This window comes from Nonlabens xiamenensis, assembly GCF_003865345.1.
Lineage (GTDB): Bacteria > Bacteroidota > Bacteroidia > Flavobacteriales > Flavobacteriaceae > Nonlabens > Nonlabens xiamenensis.
This window is the reverse complement of the sequence record NZ_RMVE01000002.1, coordinates 369251-393428: the sequence shown is the minus strand read 5'-3', so window position 1 is coordinate 393428 and position 24178 is coordinate 369251. Positions and strand designations below refer to the sequence as shown.

The 24178-nt window shown below is 41.1% G+C and carries 27 protein-coding genes and 2 tRNA genes; 10 read left to right on the top strand and 19 right to left on the bottom strand.

Going from position 1 to position 24178, the window contains the following annotated elements:
* Nucleotides 1-121: 121 nt before the first annotated feature.
* Nucleotides 122-295 carry a M23 family metallopeptidase gene (locus EGM47_RS16535; protein ID WP_262707061.1) on the bottom strand — a complete coding sequence of 58 codons (174 nt, stop codon included), beginning with the start codon at nt 293-295 and terminating at the stop codon, nt 122-124.
* 27 nt (nt 296-322) lie between these two features.
* Entirely contained in the window at nt 323-481 is a 159-nt protein-coding gene (locus EGM47_RS16530; RefSeq protein ID WP_240642318.1) for a hypothetical protein, read from the bottom strand.
* A 123-nt stretch (nt 482-604) separates the two neighbouring features.
* On the opposite strand from EGM47_RS16530, the gene EGM47_RS06720 reads away from it, so the two are divergent.
* Nucleotides 605-1342 carry a DUF3291 domain-containing protein gene (locus EGM47_RS06720; RefSeq protein WP_124980011.1) on the top strand — a complete coding sequence of 246 codons (738 nt, stop codon included), beginning with the start codon at nt 605-607 and terminating at the stop codon, nt 1340-1342.
* On the opposite strand, the gene EGM47_RS06715 is transcribed toward EGM47_RS06720, so the two are convergent.
* The 9 genes from EGM47_RS06715 to EGM47_RS06675 form a co-directional block, all read right to left on the bottom strand.
* Complete coding sequence (locus EGM47_RS06715) at nt 1304-2467, bottom strand: lycopene cyclase family protein (protein ID WP_124980010.1); 1164 nt, start codon at nt 2465-2467, stop codon at nt 1304-1306. The two genes, EGM47_RS06720 and EGM47_RS06715, sit on opposite strands and share 39 nt — an antisense overlap.
* Entirely contained in the window at nt 2446-3066 is a 621-nt protein-coding gene (locus tag EGM47_RS06710; RefSeq protein ID WP_124980009.1) for a carotenoid biosynthesis protein, read from the bottom strand. Before EGM47_RS06710 ends, EGM47_RS06715 begins: the two co-directional genes overlap by 22 nt.
* Entirely contained in the window at nt 3063-4526 is a 1464-nt protein-coding gene (crtD, locus tag EGM47_RS06705) for a 1-hydroxycarotenoid 3,4-desaturase CrtD (protein WP_124980008.1), read from the bottom strand. The genes EGM47_RS06710 and crtD overlap by 4 nt, the downstream gene beginning before the upstream one ends.
* Before the next feature lie 3 nt (nt 4527-4529).
* On the bottom strand, nt 4530-4976 hold the full coding sequence (locus EGM47_RS06700; protein ID WP_124980007.1) for a sterol desaturase family protein: 447 nt from the start codon (nt 4974-4976) through the stop codon (nt 4530-4532).
* 3 nt (nt 4977-4979) lie between these two features.
* A complete protein-coding gene (locus tag EGM47_RS06695; protein ID WP_124980006.1) occupies nt 4980-5819 on the bottom strand; it encodes a phytoene/squalene synthase family protein in 840 nt (279 codons plus the stop codon).
* Entirely contained in the window at nt 5816-7282 is a 1467-nt protein-coding gene (locus tag EGM47_RS06690) for a phytoene desaturase family protein (RefSeq protein WP_240642317.1), read from the bottom strand. Before EGM47_RS06690 ends, EGM47_RS06695 begins: the two co-directional genes overlap by 4 nt.
* Nucleotides 7279-8190, bottom strand: a complete 912-nt coding sequence (locus tag EGM47_RS06685; RefSeq protein WP_124980004.1) for a MerR family transcriptional regulator — start codon at nt 8188-8190, stop codon at nt 7279-7281. The genes EGM47_RS06690 and EGM47_RS06685 overlap by 4 nt, the downstream gene beginning before the upstream one ends.
* Nucleotides 8191-8394: 204 nt before the next feature.
* Nucleotides 8395-8476, bottom strand: a tRNA-Leu gene (locus EGM47_RS06680).
* 110 nt (nt 8477-8586) lie between these two features.
* A tRNA-Lys gene (locus EGM47_RS06675) sits at nt 8587-8659 on the bottom strand.
* A gap of 99 nt (nt 8660-8758) precedes the next feature.
* Here EGM47_RS06675 and EGM47_RS06670 point away from each other — a divergent pair.
* Nucleotides 8759-9292, top strand: coding sequence for a shikimate kinase (locus tag EGM47_RS06670; protein ID WP_240642315.1), 534 nt, complete (start codon nt 8759-8761; stop codon nt 9290-9292).
* Here EGM47_RS06670 and EGM47_RS06665 read toward each other — a convergent pair.
* From EGM47_RS06665 to EGM47_RS06655, 3 genes are read right to left on the bottom strand one after another with little or no spacing between them, the layout of a single operon-like run.
* The gene (locus EGM47_RS06665) at nt 9284-9778 is read right to left on the bottom strand and encodes a phosphoribosyltransferase family protein (RefSeq protein WP_124980003.1); all 495 of its coding nucleotides are present in this window, start codon (nt 9776-9778) and stop codon (nt 9284-9286) included. The two genes, EGM47_RS06670 and EGM47_RS06665, sit on opposite strands and share 9 nt — an antisense overlap.
* Nucleotides 9768-10361, bottom strand: a complete 594-nt coding sequence (locus EGM47_RS06660) for a methyltransferase domain-containing protein (RefSeq protein ID WP_124980002.1) — start codon at nt 10359-10361, stop codon at nt 9768-9770. The genes EGM47_RS06665 and EGM47_RS06660 overlap by 11 nt, the downstream gene beginning before the upstream one ends.
* Complete coding sequence (locus EGM47_RS06655; RefSeq protein ID WP_124980001.1) at nt 10358-10732, bottom strand: RNA-binding S4 domain-containing protein; 375 nt, start codon at nt 10730-10732, stop codon at nt 10358-10360. The genes EGM47_RS06660 and EGM47_RS06655 overlap by 4 nt, the downstream gene beginning before the upstream one ends.
* 77 nt (nt 10733-10809) lie before the next feature.
* Between EGM47_RS06655 and EGM47_RS06650 the strand changes: the two genes are divergently transcribed.
* The 7 genes from EGM47_RS06650 (at nt 10810) to EGM47_RS16295 (ending at nt 16558) form a co-directional block, all read left to right on the top strand.
* The gene (locus EGM47_RS06650; protein WP_124980000.1) at nt 10810-11979 is read left to right on the top strand and encodes an FKBP-type peptidyl-prolyl cis-trans isomerase; all 1170 of its coding nucleotides are present in this window, start codon (nt 10810-10812) and stop codon (nt 11977-11979) included.
* Nucleotides 11980-12168: 189 nt separating this feature from the next.
* Nucleotides 12169-12813 (top strand): flavin reductase family protein, encoded by a 645-nt coding sequence (locus EGM47_RS06645; protein ID WP_124979999.1) that lies wholly within the window; start codon nt 12169-12171, stop codon nt 12811-12813.
* A gap of 10 nt (nt 12814-12823) precedes the next feature.
* A complete protein-coding gene (locus tag EGM47_RS06640) occupies nt 12824-12967 on the top strand; it encodes a DUF2256 domain-containing protein (protein WP_124979998.1) in 144 nt (47 codons plus the stop codon).
* Nucleotides 12968-12977: 10 nt separating this feature from the next.
* Nucleotides 12978-14303: a DASH family cryptochrome gene (locus tag EGM47_RS06635; protein ID WP_124979997.1), complete on the top strand. Its 1326-nt coding sequence runs from the start codon at nt 12978-12980 to the stop codon at nt 14301-14303.
* A gap of 240 nt (nt 14304-14543) precedes the next feature.
* Nucleotides 14544-16088, top strand: coding sequence for a cryptochrome/photolyase family protein (locus EGM47_RS06630; protein ID WP_124979996.1), 1545 nt, complete (start codon nt 14544-14546; stop codon nt 16086-16088).
* 128 nt (nt 16089-16216) lie between these two features.
* Complete coding sequence (locus EGM47_RS06625) at nt 16217-16384, top strand: lmo0937 family membrane protein (RefSeq protein ID WP_124979995.1); 168 nt, start codon at nt 16217-16219, stop codon at nt 16382-16384.
* A gap of 30 nt (nt 16385-16414) precedes the next feature.
* Nucleotides 16415-16558: a hypothetical protein gene (locus EGM47_RS16295; protein ID WP_164510833.1), complete on the top strand. Its 144-nt coding sequence runs from the start codon at nt 16415-16417 to the stop codon at nt 16556-16558.
* Between the two features lie 220 nt (nt 16559-16778).
* Here the strand turns inward: EGM47_RS16295 and EGM47_RS06620 are convergent, their stop codons facing one another.
* The 5 genes from EGM47_RS06620 to EGM47_RS06600 all read right to left on the bottom strand — a co-directional run bounded on the left by EGM47_RS06620 (nt 16779) and on the right by EGM47_RS06600 (nt 23431).
* The gene (locus EGM47_RS06620) at nt 16779-17336 is read right to left on the bottom strand and encodes a type 1 periplasmic binding fold superfamily protein (protein ID WP_124979994.1); all 558 of its coding nucleotides are present in this window, start codon (nt 17334-17336) and stop codon (nt 16779-16781) included.
* A gap of 41 nt (nt 17337-17377) precedes the next feature.
* Nucleotides 17378-19834 (bottom strand): TonB-dependent receptor, encoded by a 2457-nt coding sequence (locus EGM47_RS06615; RefSeq protein ID WP_124979993.1) that lies wholly within the window; start codon nt 19832-19834, stop codon nt 17378-17380.
* Between the two features lie 54 nt (nt 19835-19888).
* Nucleotides 19889-20176 carry a hypothetical protein gene (locus tag EGM47_RS06610; RefSeq protein ID WP_124979992.1) on the bottom strand — a complete coding sequence of 96 codons (288 nt, stop codon included), beginning with the start codon at nt 20174-20176 and terminating at the stop codon, nt 19889-19891.
* Nucleotides 20177-20272: 96 nt separating this feature from the next.
* Nucleotides 20273-21283: a YncE family protein gene (locus EGM47_RS06605; RefSeq protein WP_124979991.1), complete on the bottom strand. Its 1011-nt coding sequence runs from the start codon at nt 21281-21283 to the stop codon at nt 20273-20275.
* Nucleotides 21284-21469: 186 nt separating this feature from the next.
* Nucleotides 21470-23431, bottom strand: a complete 1962-nt coding sequence (locus EGM47_RS06600; protein WP_124979990.1) for a putative porin — start codon at nt 23429-23431, stop codon at nt 21470-21472.
* Between the two features lie 92 nt (nt 23432-23523).
* Here EGM47_RS06600 and EGM47_RS06595 point away from each other — a divergent pair, with 92 nt between their 5' ends.
* Complete coding sequence (locus EGM47_RS06595) at nt 23524-24123, top strand: ribonuclease HII (RefSeq protein ID WP_124979989.1); 600 nt, start codon at nt 23524-23526, stop codon at nt 24121-24123.
* Nucleotides 24124-24178 lie beyond the last annotated feature (55 nt).

Sequence of the window (24178 nt, the reverse complement as noted above, 5' to 3'; positions counted from 1 at the left end):
CTTCTGTATCAAATGAGTATCCGCCACCTATGGGTCTATGGATCTGATCTCTGATTTCAAAATGAAGATGAGCGAGATACCTTCCACTGGCAGTTCGTATGGTACCTATTTGCGCTCCTTTTTAAATCAGATCCCCTTCTGTAACTAGCATGCTATCACAGTGCGCATAAAGTGATTCCACAAATTGTTGGTCAGGTAAATGGTGTATGATTTCTATCAGCTTTCCCCATCCGCCTCTTAGATCTTCGGCAAAGATGACCTTGCCTGCACCTACGGCATAGATAGGGTCGCCCAGGTCAGCATTACCTCCAGTAACTGCATTCTAATCATCTCCCAGATGATCATTCACACCAAATGCCTGGGCATTGTAATAGCCTTTAGCTTCTGGTTTGCCTACTGGAAAATCAAAACTCAGCGCTAAAGGAATAGCGCTCTTCTCTTGTTTGGTATGGGAGGTGTTCAACTCTATTGATAGAGGCAATTCTCGTTTTGCCGACTACTTGTAAGATGAGGCCAGACTACTGATAAAAATTAAAAGCGATATAATTTTATAAGCATGCTTAAATCTAGTTATTTCCCCAGAAATGACCTGTATATTTGTCTTATGTCCCAACAAATTACTACGCTTAGTTTTTACAGGTATACCAGTCTTAAGCATAAACTATGGGCGTTTATGATGATGCAGTTTGCCAAACCCGCTCTAAAAAAAACATCAGGGCTTCAATTTTATAAGTTGATGGGCAGTGGGAAACAGAATTTTGACCCCAAACCTGATTGGGGCGTTTATGCTTTGCTTCAGGTTTGGAACACGGAAGTAGATGCCCGAGACTTTTTTAATGCATCAAAATTGTCGGCGCGTTATCAGAGTCACAGTTCGGAGCGAATTACCTTTTATTTAAAAAACATTAAGGCCCATGGGAGGTGGTCCAAAATAAATCCTTTTGAACAAAGTAGTTCGCTGAATACTGAACAAGAGTTCATTGCCGTGATTACCCGAGCCACCATTAAAACAAGATTTCTTAAGAAATTCTGGGATTATGTACCGACTAGTCAAAAGGACTTGGTGGACAATGATCATCTTCTTTTCACAGCCGGAATTGGTGAAAGACCAGTTACCCAGATGGCGACCTTCAGTCTTTGGGACAATGCACGAGCTCTCAATAAGTTTGCCTACCGCAGCCAAAATCACCGTCAAGCCGTGCAACAAACTCAGGCCCTACAATGGTACAAGGAAGAATTGTTCTCGAGGTTTCAGCCCTATAAAATAGCTGGGAGCTGGGAGGGTTTTGATATCCCAAAAGCACTAAAAATTTCGCCAGAGCCTGTTGAAGAAAGATCGTAAAAATGGCCATGAAGTCATGGGGAGCATAATAGCAATTTCTTCAGAAAAACTGCTTTCCTCATCTAGAAATCTTAGGATGCGATCAATCGGATTGTTTTTGTACAAATGATGGAATACCTCAGGTCCTTTTTCATTATCGCGAAACAGCACCTCTATCATAATGTCATCATACAATTTGAAACGTCCAGCCTGTAAACCATTGTACAGCGGGTCACCAGAAAAAATGTTTTCTACCAACTGAATTGCCTTCTTTTCGCTGGATTTAAAACTGTATCCTGTGGATGGTTTGACCCAACCACCAGCAGTGCCAATACGCAGATGGCCTGCCTTATGATGCTGGTTGAAATTATAGGTGGTCATCGGGATCACTCCTTTCTCGATTTGAATGATCTCAAAGCTGTCAATTTTCAAGTGGTCTCTTATATAATCCTTTAGGTATTGGGCATATACTTCCGCCTTGACGAGTTCTTTTGAAAAATAAGTAAATTCCACTAAGGCTTGTTGAGAGGAATGGGGCAGGACGTAAGTAAAGCTGGTCGTTCCTGGATCCCGCAACCTGTAATCCATCATCGTAAATACACTTGGATCAAAATATTCCTCTTCGGTCTTAATTACCCAACCTTCAAAATGTTGCTTGAGGCCCAAACTCTTTTGATCTTCAAAATAGGCATGTGGGACTCGACTATCTAAAACTTGATGGGCAAATAGACGCTCATTTCCATAAATGATCTGATGGTAGCTTTTTTCTGAATCTAGTGCTGCGGGTGACAAAACCTCCTTGACCTGTTGCTCGATGAGGGTAAAAGACTCATGTTGCTGTAATTCCGCTTTCGCGAAAGCGATAAAATCACTACTCTCAATACTTTTATATAGATAAGGAGTAAGGGTCAATTCAATATGATCATCAGGCATGATGAATGCTCCTTTCTCCCATCGATGATGTACCAGGTGATCCCATTTTCCGGTGCCTATTTCCCAAAAGGACCAGGTTTTGTCCATTGATCCTTTTTGAAAATCATCTAGAACCACAACCTTTATGTTGCTTTGACGTCGTATGAGCTCCAGTACCACGTGGCTGCCTGCACAACCCATGCCGATGATGGCTAAGTCATAATGATGATCCATAATCCGAGGGCAAAAATGAGTTGAACAACATATAAATGTAGACAGGTATTAAAATCGCCTTTGAGCTCCCATCTACTGGCAACCGCTTGTAAGGCAAAACCTATGATCCACCAGCAAATATAATTGAACCAGCCTGCACCACCTGCAAAATGCCAAAAGCCAGCATAATCACAAATTTGTTCGAGAAAAAAGTCCAGTAGCACCATGAAGGTCGCCCCCAGGGCCATCGCTCCATAGCTGGAATTGATTATTTTTTTGGCAATGATATGACAACAGAAAGTCAGTATGGCCCAGTTTACTCCGATTAACCAGGGAATACCGTCCAGTTTCCATCCAAAACTCTCTCCGTAAACATACTGTCCAAACAACCATCCAGTATGTACACCCAACCATTCTACTATCATTCCCACAGCCATAAATACCATGAATAGTATCCATGTCTTCAATTCCTTAAATGGGAAGAAAAATATCAATACCAGCCATAAGTACAACATGGTAAAAGGAGACTTAGGTAAAAAGAAAGACGCGTAACCTAATCCAATCCCGATCAGGGCTGCTATATGAATGATCCAGAGAAAAACAATGGCTGCCTGTTTCATCGCTTCCTGGAAATGAGGTCAGCAGTGATCCTGGCGCTTAACAAACAAAGAGGTATACCGCCTCCAGGGTGGACACTGCCTCCTACATGATACAGATTCTCTATTCTCTTGTTATCGTTGGGATGCCTCAGGAACGCAGCAAATTTATCATTGCTTGCCGCTCCGTAAAGTGCGCCACGATATGAACTCGTATCGCGTTCAATTCCTTGTGGAGTGAGCACATGCTCTGTTTGAATCAGGTCGCTGATATCTACTTTCAGGCAGGCCTTGATTTTTTGCAGTATATTTTTTCTGGATCTAGCGGTCATCTCTTCCCAATCCTGTCCGTAATCGCCTGGGGCATTGATCATCACAAACCAGTTTTCTTGCCCTTGGGGCGCGTCCGAAGGCGTTTCTTTACTGGTGATATTGATATAGACTGTCGGATCCTCAAACAAGGTTTTTTGATTAAAAATATGATCAAATTCAGCTTGATAATCCTTGCTGAACAGAATGTTGTGCAAATCCAGTTGGTCGAATTTTCTGGCTATTCCCCAATAAAAAATCAATGCACTGCTGGATCGTTCTTGTTGAAGGGTTTTTTGAGGTCCCTTGATATCGGGCATCAACTTTTCGTACGTAGGAACGATATCCATATTTGAGACCACGACATCTGCTTTGTGTTGACCTTTGTTAGTGGACACTCCGGTCACTCTTTCCAGGGAGTGATTGATGCGATTTACGCTTTCGCGAAAGCGGAATTCTACACCCACTTTGATAGCCAATTCGTAGAGTGATTGAGAGATACGATGCATTCCGTTTTCAGGATAATATGTCCCTAATTCCAATTCCAAATGCGGTATCATACTCATGATGCCTGGTGTTTGATAGGGGGAAGATCCATTGTAGGTTGCGTATCTGTTAAACAACTGCCTTAATTTAGGATTTTCAAAATGTTGGTTTTCCTTGTCCAACGTATTGGTTAGTCCTAAAAAAGGCGCATTGATAATGGCTTTAACAGTATCCAGAGAAAAATAGGTGCTCCATTGATGCAGCGATCTTTCCAGAAAGAGTCTTTTGGTAAGATTGTATTTGGCCTTACTTTTTTGGAGGTAGAGGTCAATTCGTTTTTTAGATTCTCCAAAAACTTCATGGGCTTCTTCTACAAAATCTGCAGGTAGGGTAGGGGCTTTAAATACCGTCCCATCTTCCCAGAAATAATGACAAGCAGTAGACTTAGCATGAAATCTAAAATCAACCGATTGATCAGGAAAAAGTTGGTGTAGTTCCTCTACCAAATGAGGCAGCGTAAATAAAGAAGGACCAAGGTCAAAACGAAACCCATCCTGCTCGATGGCGTGTAATTTACCGCCTGGGTACTCATTTTTTTCAATTACACAAACTGCATAGCCTAGTTTTCTTAGGCGTAGAGACATGGCCAGACCGCCGATTCCAGCTCCTATGACAATGGCCTGTTTCATGACTTATTTAAAGTACTTGAGGGGAACGACAAGCATGCCAAAATTCTCACCGTCTGCTTTGCCCAAATGTTTATGGTGAACTTTATGGGCGCGGCGTACGCCACGAGCATATTTATTATTGGCTTTGCGCAACCATTTGAACCGCTGATGGATAAAAATATCGTGTACCACAAAATAGGCGATACCATAAGCCAGAATACCAGCGCTAAGGGGAAGGCACCACCAAATGTCGTAAATACTATGGATGAGTTTTAACCCTATACTTATCACTGCATAAAAGACGAAAAACCAATCATTTTTTTCAAACCAACTATTATGTTTCTTGTGATGGTGATCTTCATGTAAATTCCATAAAAAACCATGCATCACATATTTGTGCATCCACCAGGCATTAAATTCCATGATCCAAAACGTGCCGACAAAAATCAAGATCCAATAGACGACTTGCATAGATTATATGAGGTTGAGGCGGTAAGTTACATAACCTTTGGACAGCAGGAAAATCTTTTCATAATTAGGTACACGGATTCGGGTATTGCGTATCTCCCTCGAAGGAGTGCGTTCCAATCTGGTGAGTAGTCTGCGGTAATAGGTGTAAGCAGTATATACGCCCAATTTTGCTTCGATTGGTAGTCTTTTGATACCTCGTAGTCCAGCATCAAAATCCTCTTTGATTTCTTCAATGAGTCTAGCTTTATCCTCTTCGCTCAAGTCATGTAGGTCTGTGTTGGGGAAATAACTACGCTCCAACATGTCCAAATCTGCTTTTAAATCCCGCAGGAAGTTTACTTTTTGAAATGCGCTACCCAATCTCATAGCGTCATCTTTTAAGTCTTGATATTTTGCATTATCCCCTTTGACAAATACTTTCAACGACATGAGTCCGACTACATCTGCACTCCCATAAATATAATTTCTGTACTCCTCATCTGTAAGATATACAGATTTGTCCAAATCCAGTCGCATACTGTGGATGAACGCTCCATACATATCTGGTGTGATATCATATTTATTGACGGTTTCCTGGAAGCTGTTTAAAATCGGATTTAAGCTGATCTTATCCTCAATGGCTCTTTGGAGATCTTCTTCAAACCTATCTAGTAAAGTACGTTTGTCGTAATCATGAAAAGTATCTACAATTTCATCAGCAAATCGTACAAAGCCATAAATGTTGTGGATGTCTTGGCGGATACTGGGTCCCAGCATTTTACTGGCCAGTGAAAAGGACGTACTGTAATTGTGCGTCACAGTGCGGCTGCATTCCCTGGAGACTTTATCGAATAGGCTTTTCATTGGTTAGAGTATTTGTTAATGAGTTGTGCGGCTAGCTTCCCAGAGATCAATGAAGGTGGAACTCCAGGACCGGGAACGGTTAATTGACCTGTAAAGTAAAGGTTTTTAACTTTGCGACTTCTTAAATTTGGTCTAAGAAATGCGGTTTGCATCAAGGTATTTGCCATTCCATAGGCATTTCCTTTATAACTGTTGTAGGCTGAAATAAAATCATTGACGCAAAATGATTCTTTAAAAAGTATATGATCTCTTACCTTTTGCTGGGTACGTTTCTCAAACCGATCGATTACGATGTCAAAATATTTCTCGCGTAATTGAGGTGTGTCTTCCAAACCTGGAGCCAGCGGAATAAGGAAAAAACCATTTTCACAACCTTCTGGAGCAGTGCTTGGATCGGTGACCGAAGTGAAATTGGCGTAAAAAAGAGGATCTTCAGGCCATCGAGGATCCTCATAGATCTCATTGGCATGTTTGGTGAAGTCAGTATCAAAAAATAAATTATGATGCTCGATGTTCTTTAATTTCTTGTCAAATCCCACGTAAAAGATCAAAGAGCTGGGCGCAAAGGTCTTTTTGCTCCAGTATTTTTCTGAGTATTGACGGTGTTTTTCTGGCAGCAAGGTTTCGGAATGGTGATAGTCAGCTCCAGACAGTATGACATCAAACAAGAATTTTTGCCCATTGGTCATGATGCCGTGCGCTCTGTCTTTTTCATCTATCAGTATCCTATCTACCGGGCTTTTGGTTTGAATGACCACGCCCAGTGATTGTGCCAATTTCTTCATGGCCAGGATGACTTCGTACATACCACCTTTGGGGTGCCAAGTGCCCAGTCCAAAATCGGCATAATTCATAAAATTATAAAAGCTGGGAGTGTTTTGAGGAGTAGCACCAAGGAAAAGCACGGGAAATTCAAGTATGCTAATGAGTTTTGGGTTTTGAAATTTTTTGCGCACATCCCGGGAAACATTGCTTAAAAAGGCACCTACCTTTTTGGCCGTTTGCAGCGTCACTAATTCCATGGGAGATTCACCTGGTCGATATACCAAATTTTTAATGGCTATCTCATAGTGTTCCTCGGCCTCTGAGATAAATTCATCCAATGCTTTTGAACTGCCTGGTTCTATGCTCTCAAAAGTGGATTTAATATCCTCCAGATTATCTGCGATTTTAATGGTATCCTCTTTAAAAACAACCGCGTAGGCTGGACTCAGCTTGTCCAGGGCGTAAAAGTCAGAAGGTTTTTTATCAAAGTCGGCAAAAAATCTTTCAAAGATATCCGGCATCCAATACCAGGATGGTCCTATATCAAAAGTGAATCCATCTCTTTCCAGTCGCCTGGCTCGGCCACCTACCGTGTCGTTTTTTTCAAATATGGTAACTTCGTGACCTGCTTGAGCTAGATAACTTGCCGCGGCCAGTGAAGAAAATCCGGAGCCTATAACGGCAATTTTTTGACTCATGTTTTGATCAGTTGGGGAATTTGCTTGATAACATCCGACATACCTTGGAAAACCGTTTGATTCTTTTTCAAATGGGAGGGATCCAGTTTTTGAGCGATTTGTCCTAAGATCCATAATTCGACTGGATCTTCTTTGGCTACCTTTTTTTGGAAACGATTTAAAAAACTCGGAAGTTGCTTAATGGTAGGTTGTACCGTAATATAGGTGATATATGTAGGTTTCATTTCCTGCTTTTTAAAATAAGGCAGGGCATCTAATGTCATACTTGCTCCCAGATAAATAGTGTTGCAACCTCTGGAGAGTAACTCGTAATTGAGGAACAATAATCCTAAATCATGCATTTCATTTTCTGGAAGAAAAAGGATATAGACCTTTTCTTTAAAGCGTGTTTCTCTGTACTGCACCTTCTCTAGGTTGACCAAGAGTTTTTGCTTGATGAGGTGGCTGATAAAATGCTCGTGTGCAATGTTGATGGTCTTTGTTTGCCATAAATAACCTAGTTCCTCTAGGAATGGCACAAATAAATTGTAGAAAAGACCTTCAAATCCTAATTCATCCAACACGCTGTCATACACCCGTTGAAACATATGTTGGTCAAAATTGACCATGGCCAATTTTAATTCTTGGATGGCATGGTTATTTTTATTGCTGCGTTCTGCGTAGTTGCGAACTTGATTTTCAATTTCAGCCGTAGAGAGGCTGGCGATGGTTGAAATCTTTGTCCCCAGTTGATTGAGGTAACTGACATTCAATATCTTTTGTAGGGCCTCAAGGTCATAGGTCCTGATATTTGTATCCGTACGGTCTGGTTTCAGTAGATTGTATCGCTTTTCCCAAATGCGTATGGTGTGTGATTTAATACCACTCAAGTTTTCTAGATCCTTAATACTGAACCTTGTCTTGATCACAGTTAATGTTTTTAATAATTATAAATCATTGTTTTGTTCATCAAACAACAAAGTAAAGTTAAACAAAAATGTAAAACCAACCACAGTACTTTGTGTCTTTGGGACAGATTTAACTTGGGTCTGATAAGTAATCCTATCTCTTTCAGATGAAGATGGAATTTGAAGTAAAACGAATAGGGTGGTTGATTCCTGGAAGAAAAATAGTACCCGGGATGGGACTTGAACCCACACGCACAAGTGCACACGGCCCTCAACCGTGCCTGTCTACCAATTTCAGCACCCGGGTATTAAAAAAAGTCCTTAAAAATAAGGACTTTTTGAAGACTTTGTACAGCTACGATTTGGATTCTATTGTAGGAAATGCCTTGATTAGGAGTCCCTATCGTTCTGTTGTTGTGATCTGGCTGGGGCTCGAACCCAGGACCCTCTCCTTAAAAGGGAGATGCTCTACCAACTGAGCTACCAGATCTTTTTGCGTTAGCGGCTGCAAATATACGGCTGTTTTTAAATTACTACCTAATTTTTTTTGGATTAATTTACCGATTCATTTTTCAAGGTATTTATTCGCATGCAAAAAGCTTTTAAAATTGTCTTGTTGGGTTATATGGGGTCAGGAAAATCTACTGTGGGAAAGGAGCTTGCCAAAGCACTTCAACTTCCTTTTGTGGATCTGGATCATTTTATAACTTCTGAACTCCAACAGTCCATTGCTGATCTTTTTCAGGAGAAAGGAGTTATTTATTTTAGGAAAAAGGAACACGAACTGTTGAAAAAATTACTCGGGCAGGATTCGCCAACTGTAATTTCGCTTGGTGGTGGAACTCCATGCTATTATAACACCATGGAGCTTCTACGCGACCAACAAGAAGTGATTACTGTGTATCTGGATTTGAGTATTACTCAACTGGTGCAAAGGTTGTGGCCTGAAAAAGACCACCGACCACTTATTGCTGATGTGGGTTCCCAAGAGGAATTGGCAGAATTCATAGGGAAGCATCTTTTTGAACGTCGACCATTTTACCATCAAGCAGATAAAAAAATCAAATGCGATGACAAAAGTCCCCACGAAGTCGTGCAATTGATCGTAGGCGATCTATTTTAAAACAACACTATAAGGAGGTTGGTCAAGTTGTACTTTGATATGTTCCTCAATGGTTGTGGATAAAGAGATGCCTTTAAAATCTGCTTTGACAGGGTATTTTTTGTGGTTACGATTGACCAATACCGCCGTCTTGAACCTGTCCAATGGGACATCCAAGAAATGTTTTACACCATAAATCAACGTAGTCCCACTATTGAGTACATCATCACATAAAATCAACCCCTTGTTTTTGTAATCTTCTGGTGTCATGCTGGTGGACACCTCTTTTAGGGGATCATTTTTGTTCACTTTTACCTTGCAGAGATTGATTGTGCTTCCTACTATTTTTTCCAATTCTTTTTTGATCAATCGGGCAAAAACATAACCACCTTCAGCGATTCCAGCCAAAATTATCTCATCGTTCTGATGGTAGACCTCAGCAATTTGATAGGCAATTCTTTTAATTTTATGTTCAACTTCTTTATGGTTGAGAATTTCATTTTTCATAAACTGGTTTAATGAGTTCGATAAACAATTCCTTTCCCTGACGATCAGGTTCAGAACATCTGCAGCTTTCAATGCGGGAGATGTCAAACTTAGGAGCAAATAATTCCTGATATTCCTCAATAGATCCTCCGTATGGCGGAGCATCTCTTTGTTGAGTGAAATCAAATAGCACACCTGCCAGTATTCCACCAGGCTTCAGTAATTCGTACATTTTTTGGGTATAGCTTTCGCGAAAGCGAACTTCCAAGGCACAAAAAAAAGTCTGCTCTAAAATTAAGTCATAACTACCGCTATGCGAAAAGAAATCTTGTTGGATCAGTTCATACCCCTGCTGATCACCTAGGCGTTGATGAAGCCGCTTCAATGGCGTTTGCGCAATATCTACTACTGTCACGTTGGAAATTCCTTTTTTTCTCAGATACAGTACTTCATAACCATAACCCGCTCCAGGAACCAATACCGAAATATCCGTATCGGCGATTTGATCGACATAGTTTTTGATAGGCGCAGAAACTTGCCCTAGATCCCAACCTGTCTCCTCGTTCAGGTATCGATTCTCCCAATATTTGGCATCCAGTTTCATTCTTCTTCTTGACGTAATAAATCGGTCAGGTCTCGCCGATCCTTTTTAGTGGGACGACCTTCTCCTTTACGCCTGTAATAATCTTGATTCAGGCTGATAAGCTTTTTGGCTTCAAATGCCTCTGCAGGTGTGCGGTCCATCCGGTAAAGATTGACCAATTTATTACCCACCCGGCTGGGTGGTAGATCCAATACTTCAATTTTATAGTCGATCTGGTCTTTTCGCACTTGAATGATATCACCTGGGTAGACATCGCGGGCTGGTTTAACGATATCATTATTCACGCGTATTCTACCTTTTTTGGCAGCATCAGTCGCCTTACTTCTGGTTTTGAAGTATCGTACACACCACAAATATTTATCTACACGCATAAGAAGCCCGATATTTACTCGTTTTATCCACAAAAATAGCGGAAAATACTATCTTTGACTGCTTTAAAAAATTGATGATGAAAAATATTGGATTTGCGCTGGCCGGCCTGTTGGCAGGTTTGGTGCTATATAGTTGTGGAAACGATGATGATGACGGAGGGATACCAGTGAGGGACCGCAACGAAGTTTATGCAGAAGATCTTGTCGAGCTCCAAGCCTATCTGGAAACTCACTTCTATAACTATGAAGAGTTTGCCAGTAATCCGCAAGGTGAAGGATTTGAAATCGAATTTGATACCATCGCTGGAAACAATGTTGATAAACGACCTCTTATGCAGGATGTCGTGAGTCGTACCATCAGACGTGACGATATAGATTACACGTATTATGTATTGAAAGTGCGCCAGGGAGGTGGAGCAGGACAACCGGCATTTGCTGACAGTACTTTAGTTACTTATCGCGGCCAGCTATTGAATGGGAATAACTTTGATCAATCTACTAATCCTATTTGGTTTGATTTGACCAACACCGTTACCGGTTTCTCTCTGGGATTAACTGACTTTAACGAATCTAGTGCTTCTAGTGCTAATGGTGATGGAACTTTTACTTTTACTGACTCAGGTGTGGGTGCTGTCTTTATGCCTTCAGGAATAGGTTATTTTAGCAGTGCTATTCCTGGAATACCAACTTATTCTCCACTAATTTTTACTTTTCAGTTATATAAGAGTGAAACCACAGATCACGATGGAGATGGTATTTTTTCCAAATTCGAGGATTTAGATGGAGATAAGAGTGTGACTTCTCCTAACAATGCAGATAATACAGATCAGGATAGATCGCGTACTAGGATACTTTATAATTATGTAGATATTGATGATGATAATGATGGCGTACCTACAATTTTTGAAAATGCTGATCCAAATGGAGACGGTGACCCTAGTGATGCAGAAGATATAGATAATGACGGAATTCCTGATTACCTGGACGAAGATTCGGTCAATATAGATCTGGATGGCGATGGCATACAAAATCGTTTTGAAGCTCCAGACCCAAATGGAAATGGTAATCCAGCCGATGCTAGAGATACAGATAATGATGGTGTGCCTGATTATTTGGACCCTGATGACGACGGCGATGGGATACTTACCATCAATGAGATGGCAGACCCCAACAATAATGGAAACCCCTCTGATGCGGTAGATACTAACGGAAATGGAATTCCTGATTACTTGGATCCGAACAGCTAATTCCGGAAACAATTCAATACAAACCGTCCTATTTCAGGGCGGTTTTTTTTTGAGCACAATCCTAAGGCTTAATTTTTGTTTAACTATCTTATGTAAATATTAAACTTAAATTTGGGTGTGGTGAGCGTTGTTATTAAGTACCATCGCTCTGCCGTCACCCAATAGAAAAATTTCTAAACCCAACTCTACATGATTCATTACAGTCTAGACCAAATCCAACATATGGAACGCTTTGATAGAGCCAATTTGGTCAATTGTATTACGGGATTCAAGAGTGCCAACCTGTTGGCAACAAGATCTAAAGATGGGGTGGATAATGTAGCGATTTTTAGTAGTGTTCTCCATTTGGGAAGTGATCCTGCATTATTTGGTTTTGTACAGCGTCCATTGGGACACGGAGCGGGAAATACCTACAAGAATTTAAAGGAAACTGGAGAAATAAGCCTTAATCATGTGTCCCAGGATTTGGTCACAAAAGCTCATCAGTCCAGCGCCAAATACGATCCCAACATTTCCGAATTTGAGGTATTGGGAATAGAGCGCCTGGATCGAGAACCTCATGAGGTCCCTTTTGTTCAGGCGGCGCCTGTGCAGGTAGCAGCAGTCTACGAAAATGAATATTTTCTCCAAGAGAACAAATGTATTTTTGTGATTTGTCGTATAACTGATATCTACCTCGATAAAGGTTTGCAATCAAAAGATGGATGGGTAGACCTGACTGCCGCGGGAAGTATGGTGGTGAATGGTCTTGATGGTTATGCTTCCGCGAAAGGAGGAACCAGATTCAGCTATGCGCAGGTCGGTAAAGAATTAGAAAAAATATCTCCTTCATAAACCTTCACCAATGAAACAATCTGCCAGGAATCCACATCAATTACCTACTAAGGTCTGTCCAGTATGTGAACGCGAATTCACATGGCGAAAAAAATGGGCCAAGGATTGGGAGCAGGTCAAATTCTGTAGTAAAAAATGTCGACAACAATCGTAGAAAAAATTTTATGCAACTAGTCTGGTACCGGAACGATTTGAGGACTCAAAACCACCATGGGTTGAAAGCTGCCTGTGATGCTGGCGGTGCAGTGATGGCGGTATATTGTTTTGACCCCTTTTTTTATTCGTCAGACTCGTTTGAAAAAGATTTGGGACTTCAGATTAAATTCGGAAAAACTGGTAAGTACCGAGCCGAATTTATACGTCAGTCCATAGCAGACCTCAGGAACCAACTCAATGCGATGGGAATTCCATTAATGGTCAGTCACAGCAGTCCTGCAGGGTATCTACCTACCTTGGTCAAAGAACATAATGTCACAGATATTTATCTGCAAAAAGAATGGACGCGGGACGAATTAACCCAGGAAAACGAATTGGGAAAAGCATTAGGAAGGTTAAACAATCCTCCCAAGGGTCATCGATTTTACGACCAATTTTTATTCCATCCAGACGATATTCCATTTGATCATTTTCAAAAGATCCCCAAAGTTTTTACAGAGTTTAGAAAAAGATGTGAGAAACAGGCCGATGTGCGCCCATTGGTATCTGTGGATGGGTATCAACAGGAGATGCCCCATATTGATCAAGGTGATCTGCCCAGCCTTCAGGAGTTGGGTTTGAGTGAAATCGATAGGGACGATCGCAGTGCTTTTCCCTTTGAAGGAGGGTCAAAAGCCGCCTGGGAGCGGTTACAACACTATTTCTGGGACACCAAAAAACTGCAGGAATACAAGCAAACAAGAAACGGTTTGATCGGTACGGATTACAGCAGCAAATTCAGTGCATGGTTGGCCCAAGGTTGTATTTCAGCGCCTGAAATTTATTATCAGGTCAAAAAATTTGAAGAGCAAATAAAGAAAAACCAAGATACTTACTGGTTGATTTTTGAATTGATCTGGAGAGACTTTTTTAAATATGTTTCCCTTAAACATAAAGAGGAAATGTTTGCCTTAGGAGGCCTACTAGACAAAGAATACGATTGGAAAAATAATTTGCGCGAATTGGATCGCTGGATCAATGGGGAGACCCATGAGCGTTTTGTGAATGCCAACATGAAAGAAATTGCTGCAACAGGATTTATGAGCAACAGAGGACGACAAAATGTAGCGAGTTACTGGTCAAAACACTTGCAGCAGGATTGGCGACTAGGAGCCGCCTATTTTGAGCATATCCTTATCGACTATGATGTGCATTCCAATTATGGCAACTGGATGTATAACAGCGGAGTAGGGAACGATCCCAGGGACAGAAAGTTCAATATAGTCTCCCAAGCTGATCGCTATGACCAGAATGGAGAATACCAAAGACTATGGCTTGAAGATGAGTTGTTTTAACGATCAGCTTTGGAAGATTTTTTTGAGTTTCGACAACTTTTGTTATTCCATTGCGAGATGACCCAAGCTGTTAAAAACCCTTGTCCAATAACATAGACCATGGTGATGGTGGTGGAACTTGCATCAGTGAAAAAGCTGATGTAAAAAAGACTGAGGAGCCATAACAGGGTTAGTACCAAGGTATATTTCAAATGATTTTTCATGACGTTCATTTCGTTATGAGTACTAAAAAGTATAATAATGTTACAAAAGACCTTAAGACTGGTCCTGGGTGATCAGCTCAACCACAAGCACAGTTGGTATAAAGGTGACCATGACCATATCATCTACCACATGGCAGAAATGCGCCAAGAAACAGATTACGTAAAGCATCATGTCCAAAAGGTTGTGGCCTTTTTTATGGCCATGAGAGGTTTTAACGATTGGTTGGAATCCAGGGGGTGGAATACAGTCTATTATCAATTGGATGATCAATCAAATCATCAGGATTTGACTGAAAACTTGAAACAGCTCATCAAGGAACACGACATCAAAAAATTTGAATACCTCGCTCCAGATGAATATCGTCTCGACCAGCAACTCAAGGATTTTTGCAAAGGTTTGGATATCGAGTGGCAAGGCTATGATACAGAGCATTTTTACACCAAAAGGAAGGACGTCCAAAAGTTTTTTGAGGGGAAGAAACGCCTTACCATGGAGTATTTTTACAGGGATATGCGCAAAAAGCACGATATCCTGATCGAAGGCGACAAGGAGCCCGAAGGCGGCCAATGGAACTATGACCAAAGCAACCGTAAAAAATGGGATGGAGATACAGAAATCCCTCATGAAAAAGGATTTCGCAAAGATGTACGCAAGATCGTCAAATTATTACAAGATCAGGGAGTAAAGACTTTCGGTCGTATCAATGAAGAAAGTTTTAATTGGCCAGTGACCCGCCAAGACGCCTTGGATGTACTTAATTACTTCTGCCAGCATCTATTGAAACATTTTGGAGACTACCAGGATGCCATGCATACCGAACAGGAATATTTGTTCCATTCTAGACTGAGTTTTGCAATGAATTCAAAATTGTTGAGTCCGCAAGAAGTAATTGAGGCAGCCATTTCCCGCTTTCGCGAAAGCGATACAGACATACATATTTCGCAGGTGGAAGGCTTTGTTAGGCAAATATTGGGCTGGCGTGAATTTATGCGTGGGATTTACTGGAAAGAAATGCCAGGTTATCAAACCAAAAACGAACTCGACAACAAAAATGATCTGCCTGAATTTTACTGGACCGGTAAAACCAAGATGAATTGCTTGTCGCATGCGATCAACAATTCGCTGGACAACGCCTATGCCCATCACATCCAGCGACTGATGGTGACCGGAAATTATGCCTTGCTTACCATGACGGATCCTAGTTATGTAGATGAATGGTACCTGGGAATCTATATAGACGCGATCGAGTGGGTAGAAATCACCAATACAAGAGGAATGTCACAATGGGCTGATGGCGGCCTGGTAGCGACAAAACCATATGTAAGCAGCGGTAGTTACATCAATAAAATGAGTAATTACTGCAAGGCGTGCACATATAAGGTCAGCAAAAAAGGGGGAGAGGAAGATGCTTGTCCGTTTAATTCGCTGTATTGGAATTTTCTGGATGAGAAAAAGACCCATTTTTCCAACAATCAACGGATGAATATGATGCTAAGTACGCTAGATAAAATGGCAGCAGATAAACTAAAGGCCCATAAAAAGCGGGCCAGAGAGGTTATTGATAACCCAGCAAAGTTCTAATGAATATCCAATTTTTGTTTAAGAGGCTTATAAATAACTAAGTTAAACTTTGACAAATTCGTAAATCCTTAACAACTAAGGCTTGATATTGTAGGTACATTCGTATCATAACCTTTAAAAACTTAATTATGAGAAGTATTTTATGGCTGGTTGCCGTTATTTGTATTATCGTTTGGTTACTTGGACTATTAGGAGTAGTGCCAGGTCTTTCCACTGGCGGATTATTTCACGCTTTGTTGGTGATCGCGGTAATTGTGATCTTGATCAATATAATTTCTGGTAGAAAACCCCTATAATTATTAAATCAACCACTAAATTCAATAACCATGTTTAAAAAGATATTTATTATCGCTATTGCAGCCATGTTTACCCTAGGTACCGTGAGCTGCAGAGAAGAAAAAGACCTTGAAGATAAGGTTGAAGACGTAGCAGACGATATTGAGGATGCTGCGGATGATTTAGAAGATTAATTTTCTATATACGTGATAAAAACCGTTTCTGAAAGGAAGCGGTTTTTTTTTGTAGTGTACTGGATTCGTCTTTTGTCTGAATTGCCAACAATTTCTGGTATGCTTCATCCTTCACCTTTAGTACTAACCCCAACTTTTTTTGCAAATTCCTTGCTTGAATTTAATGCAAAAAAAAGAGACAGCCCTCAGGCTGCCTCCCTACCAAATAAAGTATCTGATCCTATTGGATGGCTACTTCAAACACTACTTGTACATCTGTTTCTCCACCAGCTCCTGCCAATGTGTTGTCATTAGGCTTATTGGGCTCATGTCTCAATACGATGGTCAGATTTCCCATTCCAGCTGCGCCGGTAGTAACGTCAGTAAACAATCCTAGTGGATTGTTATTGTCATCAGTATCGGTTTTAGTGATTTGTAGTGAGCTTAGATTAGTGATATAAAACACCTCGTGCTCATCGGCCTCATCCCTCACTTCCTCAGTGATGTTTTCTGCTGGATTCTCAGTCTCGTTCAGGAATCTGATACTTCCTTCATAATCTGCATTGGCAGTAAGGTCTCCGGAAACCGTTTGGATCGGATCGTTTGGTCCTTCACCGTCAGCGTCAATGGATCTTAAAACCACCACATCATTCGCATCAGCTGTATTGGTCAATGTGTATTCTACCGTGGTGATCACCTCTTCCTCGTTGATCACCATGGGATTATCATCGTCGCCACAGGCGGTCAAACTAATGGCACCTACAAAAATCATAGCTAGTTTAAAAATGTTCTTTTTCATAATAAAACAATTAAGGTTTAAAAAAATTAAAGGAAATACTTTCAAATATTCAAAATCAATTGGAGCTGTATATCGCGGCCTAACTCGTCTACATAAAATCGTTGACGATTCAAGTAATTGCGATAACTCCTGTCAAAAACGTTGTTGATTCTTAAAAAGACTTGTGCCCTAGGCTGGGAATTTTTAGCCCCAATAGGCAATCCCATTTCTAAGTGCACGAGTTGGTAGGCATCAGGTGATTTTGATATCTCTACCGTTCTCAAATCCTGTCCGCCTTGATCGTTAGGAACAAACACTTCATAATCGTAATCGGGGAAACGGTCCTGTTTAAATACCCATTCGTGCGTCAGTCCTATCTGGAGGGCAGTATTAAAAAGTCCGTACAGTGTGCCACTGGTGCGCAATTGGGGTGCCGGCATATCAATCAATGGTCGGTCCGTATCTCTTTCGTTTCCATGGTTATAAGAGAATTGGCTTCCTATGCTTGCTGCTAGTACGTTGGTATTGAGATTTGTCGGGCTATCGGATTGCTTGTAAAAATTATATCTAGCCGATAGATCCACTCCATATAATATGGCATTCGTTTGACGGTAGCGGTAAACAGGAAAGGCTCCTCGAGTTGTGGTTTCCAATCCAGTAGGAACCAGTTGTATAAAATTATTGATTAGGTTCAGATGCGGATTGATCTCTGCGTCAAAACCTTTTTTGTTGAGATGGAAGACTGTGTTTATTTTATAAGACTGTTCTCTCTCCAAATCCAGTCTACCTAATTCAATCGTGGCTAGTGCATGATGTAATCCATCACTAAAGAGTTCACTTGGGTTGGGTGCCCGATTAGCGCTGCTTAGATTCATAGATAAATCATAATGCTCGTCAAATATGTATTGAATACCTGTGGTAAAAGCCAGTAGATGATAATCAAAATTGGGATTGGTAAGAATCTGATTGCCTTCTTGCCTTACTTCAAATTGTGGGTACAAACGATCGTATTCTAAATCCTCCCATCGACTCTGTAGATAAAATTTTTGCGCATCTATATGATATAAATCATATCTTAATCCAGCATCAAGAATCCATGAAGAATTGAACCTATAAATACCAGAAGTAAATGCACCCAATCGGTAGGCTTCATAATCGGGTATCAAACGACGGATTCCTGTTTCCGGATTGGGCTGATTGATTTGAAACATGCCGTCCAACCCTGTTTCTAAATTCAGTTTTTCCATAGCGTCCCATCGGAAAACGCTAGCCATTTGATGTGTGCTCAGGTCGATGTCCAGTGAAGCCTGTCCAGATCTCTCTCCTCTTCTAATGTCAAATTCCTTGCGATTGTTGAATTGAAAGCTGTAGTCCACTTCTAACTTTCCAGCACTGGCAAATCTTTTAAATAGTTGAGCCTGTAAACCATGATGATTTACGTCCTGTCTAGGAGCGGCAATGTCGTAGGTGAAATCATTGATCACTAAGGGTGTTCTAGAATTGATGCTGGATACCAGATCAGAGGCATTTCCAATATGGGATGCCCGCAGTATTCCCAGGGATGCCTGATAATAACTGTATTTAAGACTGGCACCATACTCAAATTTTTTATAGCCGATTTTCAAGTTGGCTGCTGCAGTCTGATTTCCTGTATTACTCAATATATAATCTGGCGCTTCAAAATCACCTAATCGTTTGTAAGTAAGCGTTGCCTGCTGGAACCAGCCTGATTTACGGAAACGGTTCAAGGTACCTGTTAAGGAACCACCGCGGCCATTGGTTTGGCCCTGCATGATCAACCTACCGTTCAGGGTGTCTTTGGCCAAAACTCGGTTGGGTTCCAGGACAATTGTACCTCCTATGGCATCGCCTCCGTACCTTAGGGCGCTCGCCCCTTTAATTACCTGGATATTCCCGGCGGTATTTTGATCTATATTGGGCGCGTGTTCAACACCCCATTCCTGATCCTGTTGGCGTAGCCCATCATTGACTATGCTTACCCTGCTTCCATAAAGACCATGTATGATGGGTTTGACCACTGCACTACCTGTCTTAAGAGCATTTACCCCATGAACGCTTTCCAAAGCGTCTCCCAAAGTACCTCCACTGAACCTGTTGATGCTTTCTTGGTCCAATCTGGTGGCTGACTGTGAGCTGTTATGATCATCGTGCACATCTGCAAGCACCTGAACTTCCTGAAGTTCGTTCACATGATGTTCCAATGTAATATCCCGAACCATACTTTCCTGTAAGTTCAGCGACAGGGTTTTGCTTTCACAATCAAAATGCGAAATCTTCAGCTCGTAATTTCCTGGACAGAGTCCGGTAATGATATAGCTTCCGTCGGATTTTGATGAAAAAGTTTTTTGCAGCTGGACCACATAAATCTGGGCCAATTCTAAAGGTTGTGCGTCGTGAAAATCAATTACGACACCCTTAAGCTCCAAACGACATTCCTGGGCTTTAACGAGATGTAATCCCGTGAGGACCAACAATGCCACGAGTGTTCTCGTGAACATAAATAGAGGATTTTTTACTAATAATACTGATTTTGCCCAGTCGGGCCACGGTAGTTATAGTAAAGCAGGAGGGGGTCTTGTGAAAAATAGAGATGTGTGACTGTCCGCTTTCGCGAAAGCGGTTTCTACAATCATCAATTTTGAAACTGGATTGATCTCCACTATTTCAAAACTGATGGCCTCGGTTAAGGCAAAGTCTGTTTGTTGGAAGTCATGAGCGATCAGACAGATTTCACAATCCGAGCCTTGGTCGTCATGTGAGAACTCATGCAACGCAGTAAGTTGCGCTGCTGCAAATACCATCAAGAAGATGGTGGCCAAAATGGATTTGCTGATCTGCATGATCAACAAAGGTATCAAAAATATGTATGGTCACACAATTTAAATAAAAAAAGGTCGCCTGTGAGGACGACCTTTTTAGAATTATGGAAATAACAACTAGTCTTCTTGATAGAAATCAACTGAACTTGCTCCTGCCAATGTATTGTTTACAGTTGGTGTAAGGTTTCCTCCAGCACTGGCGTTACTGTATCCTAAGATACGACCACCACCGTTAGCGATTTCAGCGATAAATACTGTATCTGTATTGGTGTCATAAGTAACGTCGATTGGATTTCCCATCAAAGTTGCAGAACCTGCTACTCTAATTTGGTTTCCTGCTACGGCCAAGGTACCTCCATCGGCTACCGCGCCAATTTTGCTTACTGCATTGGAGATCAAGTGGAATCCACCGTCTGTATCCGATCCAGCCCCTGATGCTTCACCAATATCGGTCATGATCAACAAATCATCCTGAGCATCATAAGCGATACCATGAGTTCTAACTATACCTTCGATAGTAATGCGTTTTGTGGCCGCCAGACTTCCATCTGTAGTATTATTTAGGAAATTATTAAAAATGGCCAAATCACTAGATACATCTACTACAGCATATAAATCGTTACCTACAAATTCAATTCCCCAAACCGGAAAATTGATATCAAAAGTGTTTCTCAATTGTAGTCCGCTAGCAGTTCTTGTGTACACAAAGAAAGTGTTATTGGCATTATCTGCAACAACAATACTGTTGCCTTGATAAGCTAAAGCTCTGGGACTGGAAAAATCTACATTACTGGTTGCTCCAGTGATAGCAGTAACACCACCAGTAAGAAGATCTTCTATTCCGACAAAAGCGCTTAGGGTGTTATTGCTACGAGAGGCCACATACAGTTCATTTTGATCTGGGTTGTATGCAATACCTTCATTATTTGTTGAGGTAGTGGTAAGGGATGTGGTGGTTACATCATTACTTTCGCTAAAATCGTAAACTGTAACATTTCCATTACTTGTACTTGTAGCGTAAAGTTCTGCGCGGTCAAATCGCTCTTCGTTTACGTTGTCGTCATCGTCACATGATGTGAAAGAAACTGCACCTGCAAGAAGTGCGATCATTAAAATTTTAGTTTTCATAGTTTGTGTTTTTAATATGTACACAAACCTACGAGGCTTCTTGGGATGTGGTTTTTAAAGAAATCTAAACGCTCTCAACGTTTTAACAATGTAGGATTGATTATCAGGCAAATACGGATGCAAAACTCTGATAGTTTAACTTTTCTAACAAAAATTTAATACGTCTGGAGTTAGTTATTGGAAAGTTTATAGGAAAAAATTCCAGACCAGACCGAATCGTATGGTAAAATCTCGATAAGGATTTCTTGGGGCAGAAAAGTAATCACTGTTACTCGCCACCAATTGGTTGGCATGTTCAAGTTTAAAGAATATTCTGGTTTGTCTGACCTTGGCATTGATAAAGAGATCAATCAACGGGAATCCGCCTAATTCTTCTGAGTTTTGGGTGTAGAATTCACCCAGAACTGGGTCATATCCGTCCATGGAGTACTCAGTAAAATACCTTGCCGTTATTCCAGCTTGCAGGAGAAGCGCTTTTTGAAAAAATCTGTTTTTGTAATATAAAGTATTTCTCGTGGTCAACTGGGGAAGATTGATGATATCACTACCTTGGGTCAGGTTTTGGTACATGATGCTATTGTCCAATCCAAAATATTTCAGGAATTTAAATTCCCTGTGGGCTTTGATCTTTAAATAGGCAATGTCATCATCGGCTTGAAAAGGTCGGGCCGTATATCCTGTGATTTCACCGTCGTTGTCTGTAATCAAGTTCTCAGAAAAATAGACGTGGTCTTGAAGGGTGGTCAGGCTCAGCTCGACATCCAATAATTTTTCTGACTTCATTTCAAATTTCAGCTCTTGTTTTTCAACATTGCTAAAACTGTTTTGCCAATTATAATTGACGTAATCGCTTTGAAAGAGTTGATAATTAAAGTCAGGAGCCCGCGAACTTACCGAAATACCGGCGGCGAGTTGGAATAAAGGGAAATCATAACTAGCTTTTCCCTTCAGAAATTGCCCGTCCAGCTCTCCGGCCAGATTCAATCCTCCCTGAGCGGAGACATCAAATTTACCTATTTGCTTGGCAAAACCAGCTTTGAACTGATACAATTCGCCTATCAATCTATTTGTAATCACATTAGTTCCCTGATCAATGATCCGATTGTAGCCGTAATTGTATTTGCGTCTGGCAATTCCTGCCTTATAATAGCCCAAAAGGTGGTGATCAAATACCGCGCCCACTTCAATAGCACCTTCTTCAAAATCCGTCTTATCCCTGATACCATTATTTACGTAGGATTCACCTAAAAAACTATTGGTAGGTCGATCTTCGGTAAATCTGTAATACTTATCCTCGTAGAAAGCTTGGTTGTAAATTCTTCCGCTGTAATAAGAGGTGCTATCTCGATGGCCTACCAATTCGTAATCATGATGAATATAGAAACGTCGCCCATCCAGGTTGCTTTGTGCTGTTTCCAAGTTGGGCTCCAACCTTGCTCTATTGCTAAAGTCTTCAAGATCTGCCCTGAAATTTTCCAAGCTTTGGGAGGTCAGTCCACCATTTTCCTGATTAAGATGATCCTGAAAAGTAGTATGAGCGCGCAAGCGATATTTACCGTTTTTTGAAACGTAATTAGCGGTAAACTTAAAGTTTCCAGAACTGGTCAAGGTATTGATATAATCACCAGCACTACGCACCCCTTTGTAACCAATGGAAAAGTTGAATTCTGGAGATAGGTTGGACGTGAATAAGGCATCCAGTTGTTGACCCTGATTCACCACTGTTTTAAAATATAGTTCGGTGAGCGGCGTGGGTACGTAATAGTCATACACATCCTCAATCTCTATGTAATTGTTATGCCTGGCTCTGGCACCCATACGTGGAGACAATAAATCAAAGTCAAAATTACGGCCCAAATGATTATAGGGCTGGCCCACATTATGAAAAGCCAGTCGTTCAAAATTATCCTGCCGCAAATAATTGAACTTATATTCTTTTTTTAAAGAAAGAGTGGTGTCTACAAAAGTGGTATCCCGATCTTGTGAAATAATCAAGTAATCTGTAATAGGAGGCTTATCTCCCTCGATAGTGATGTCTTTATTGATTAATTGATCCTCCCTCTGGGCTGGATTCAAGTCGTTGATAGGTCTAAGCTCTTCTTCCTGGGCCAGAACAGCCAGGGGAAAGCCTATCAAAAGAAAAGTCATTACTAAAAATCTGTTCGCCATAAGAACGCCATCTGTGTCCAAAAGTAACCATTAAAACGATGTTATCCTGTGCCTATTATGTACTTTTGACCATGTTAGAACTTCAGATTCATCCTGATATTTTAGAATGTGGTACTGATGAAGCGGGAAGAGGCTGCTTGGCAGGTCCAGTTACTGCGGCTGCGGTAATTCTGCCATCGGATTTTAGCTGTAGCCTTTTAAATGATTCCAAAAAGCTTTCGCGAAAGCGTAGATATGAACTTCGGCCAATCATTGAAGAGCAAGCATTGAGTTGGAGCGTTTCTCATGTCATGATGGATACCATAGACGAGATAAATATCCTTCAAGCCAGTATTCTGGCCATGCATCAAGCCATCAGTCAATTGAAACTCACACCCGAGCACATCGCTGTTGACGGCAATAAATTTACTCCTTATCCAAATATCCCGTCTACGACTGTGATCAAAGGAGATGGTAAATATCTGCACATTGCAGCTGCGTCAGTCTTGGCCAAAACCTACAGGGATGACTATATGATGGAGCTATCTAAAATCCATCCGAACTACGATTGGCAGAACAACCAGGGTTATCCCACCTTTAAACACCGTGAGGCCATCAAGGCTTTTGGACCTACATCATATCACCGAAAAAGTTTTAGACTTTTGCCAGAACAGTTGACACTGGACTTATAACTTGTTGTAGATTCAGTATCTGCATTCTGAATTCCTTTATATTTTTACAAAAAAT

What these genes read in the sequence shown, in the direction of transcription:
- EGM47_RS06600 (WP_124979990.1), bottom strand. Translation starts at nt 23,431, where the DNA reads ATGACTTTTCTTTTGATAGGCTTTCCCCTGGCTGTTCTGGCCCAGGAA.
- EGM47_RS06650 (WP_124980000.1), top strand. Translation starts at nt 10,810, where the DNA reads ATGAAAAATATTGGATTTGCGCTGGCCGGCCTGTTGGCAGGTTTGGTG.
- EGM47_RS06645 (WP_124979999.1), top strand. Translation starts at nt 12,169, where the DNA reads ATGATTCATTACAGTCTAGACCAAATCCAACATATGGAACGCTTTGAT.
- EGM47_RS06610 (WP_124979992.1), bottom strand. Translation starts at nt 20,176, where the DNA reads ATGCAGATCAGCAAATCCATTTTGGCCACCATCTTCTTGATGGTATTT.
- EGM47_RS06715 (WP_124980010.1), bottom strand. Translation starts at nt 2,467, where the DNA reads ATGGATCATCATTATGACTTAGCCATCATCGGCATGGGTTGTGCAGGC.
- EGM47_RS06615 (WP_124979993.1), bottom strand. Translation starts at nt 19,834, where the DNA reads ATGTTCACGAGAACACTCGTGGCATTGTTGGTCCTCACGGGATTACAT.
- EGM47_RS06620 (WP_124979994.1), bottom strand. Translation starts at nt 17,336, where the DNA reads ATGAAAAAGAACATTTTTAAACTAGCTATGATTTTTGTAGGTGCCATT.
- EGM47_RS06665 (WP_124980003.1), bottom strand. Translation starts at nt 9,778, where the DNA reads ATGAAAAATGAAATTCTCAACCATAAAGAAGTTGAACATAAAATTAAA.
- EGM47_RS06700 (WP_124980007.1), bottom strand. Translation starts at nt 4,976, where the DNA reads ATGCAAGTCGTCTATTGGATCTTGATTTTTGTCGGCACGTTTTGGATC.
- EGM47_RS06595 (WP_124979989.1), top strand. Translation starts at nt 23,524, where the DNA reads ATGTTAGAACTTCAGATTCATCCTGATATTTTAGAATGTGGTACTGAT.
- EGM47_RS06635 (WP_124979997.1), top strand. Translation starts at nt 12,978, where the DNA reads ATGCAACTAGTCTGGTACCGGAACGATTTGAGGACTCAAAACCACCAT.
- EGM47_RS06605 (WP_124979991.1), bottom strand. Translation starts at nt 21,283, where the DNA reads ATGAAAACTAAAATTTTAATGATCGCACTTCTTGCAGGTGCAGTTTCT.
- EGM47_RS06695 (WP_124980006.1), bottom strand. Translation starts at nt 5,819, where the DNA reads ATGAAAAGCCTATTCGATAAAGTCTCCAGGGAATGCAGCCGCACTGTG.
- EGM47_RS06670 (WP_240642315.1), top strand. Translation starts at nt 8,759, where the DNA reads ATGCAAAAAGCTTTTAAAATTGTCTTGTTGGGTTATATGGGGTCAGGA.
- EGM47_RS06655 (WP_124980001.1), bottom strand. Translation starts at nt 10,732, where the DNA reads ATGCGTGTAGATAAATATTTGTGGTGTGTACGATACTTCAAAACCAGA.
- EGM47_RS06690 (WP_240642317.1), bottom strand. Translation starts at nt 7,282, where the DNA reads ATGAGTCAAAAAATTGCCGTTATAGGCTCCGGATTTTCTTCACTGGCC.
- EGM47_RS06720 (WP_124980011.1), top strand. Translation starts at nt 605, where the DNA reads ATGTCCCAACAAATTACTACGCTTAGTTTTTACAGGTATACCAGTCTT.
- EGM47_RS06660 (WP_124980002.1), bottom strand. Translation starts at nt 10,361, where the DNA reads ATGAAACTGGATGCCAAATATTGGGAGAATCGATACCTGAACGAGGAG.
- EGM47_RS06625 (WP_124979995.1), top strand. Translation starts at nt 16,217, where the DNA reads ATGAGAAGTATTTTATGGCTGGTTGCCGTTATTTGTATTATCGTTTGG.
- EGM47_RS16295 (WP_164510833.1), top strand. Translation starts at nt 16,415, where the DNA reads ATGTTTAAAAAGATATTTATTATCGCTATTGCAGCCATGTTTACCCTA.
- crtD (WP_124980008.1), bottom strand. Translation starts at nt 4,526, where the DNA reads ATGAAACAGGCCATTGTCATAGGAGCTGGAATCGGCGGTCTGGCCATG.
- EGM47_RS06630 (WP_124979996.1), top strand. Translation starts at nt 14,544, where the DNA reads ATGTTACAAAAGACCTTAAGACTGGTCCTGGGTGATCAGCTCAACCAC.
- EGM47_RS06640 (WP_124979998.1), top strand. Translation starts at nt 12,824, where the DNA reads ATGAAACAATCTGCCAGGAATCCACATCAATTACCTACTAAGGTCTGT.
- EGM47_RS06710 (WP_124980009.1), bottom strand. Translation starts at nt 3,066, where the DNA reads ATGAAACAGGCAGCCATTGTTTTTCTCTGGATCATTCATATAGCAGCC.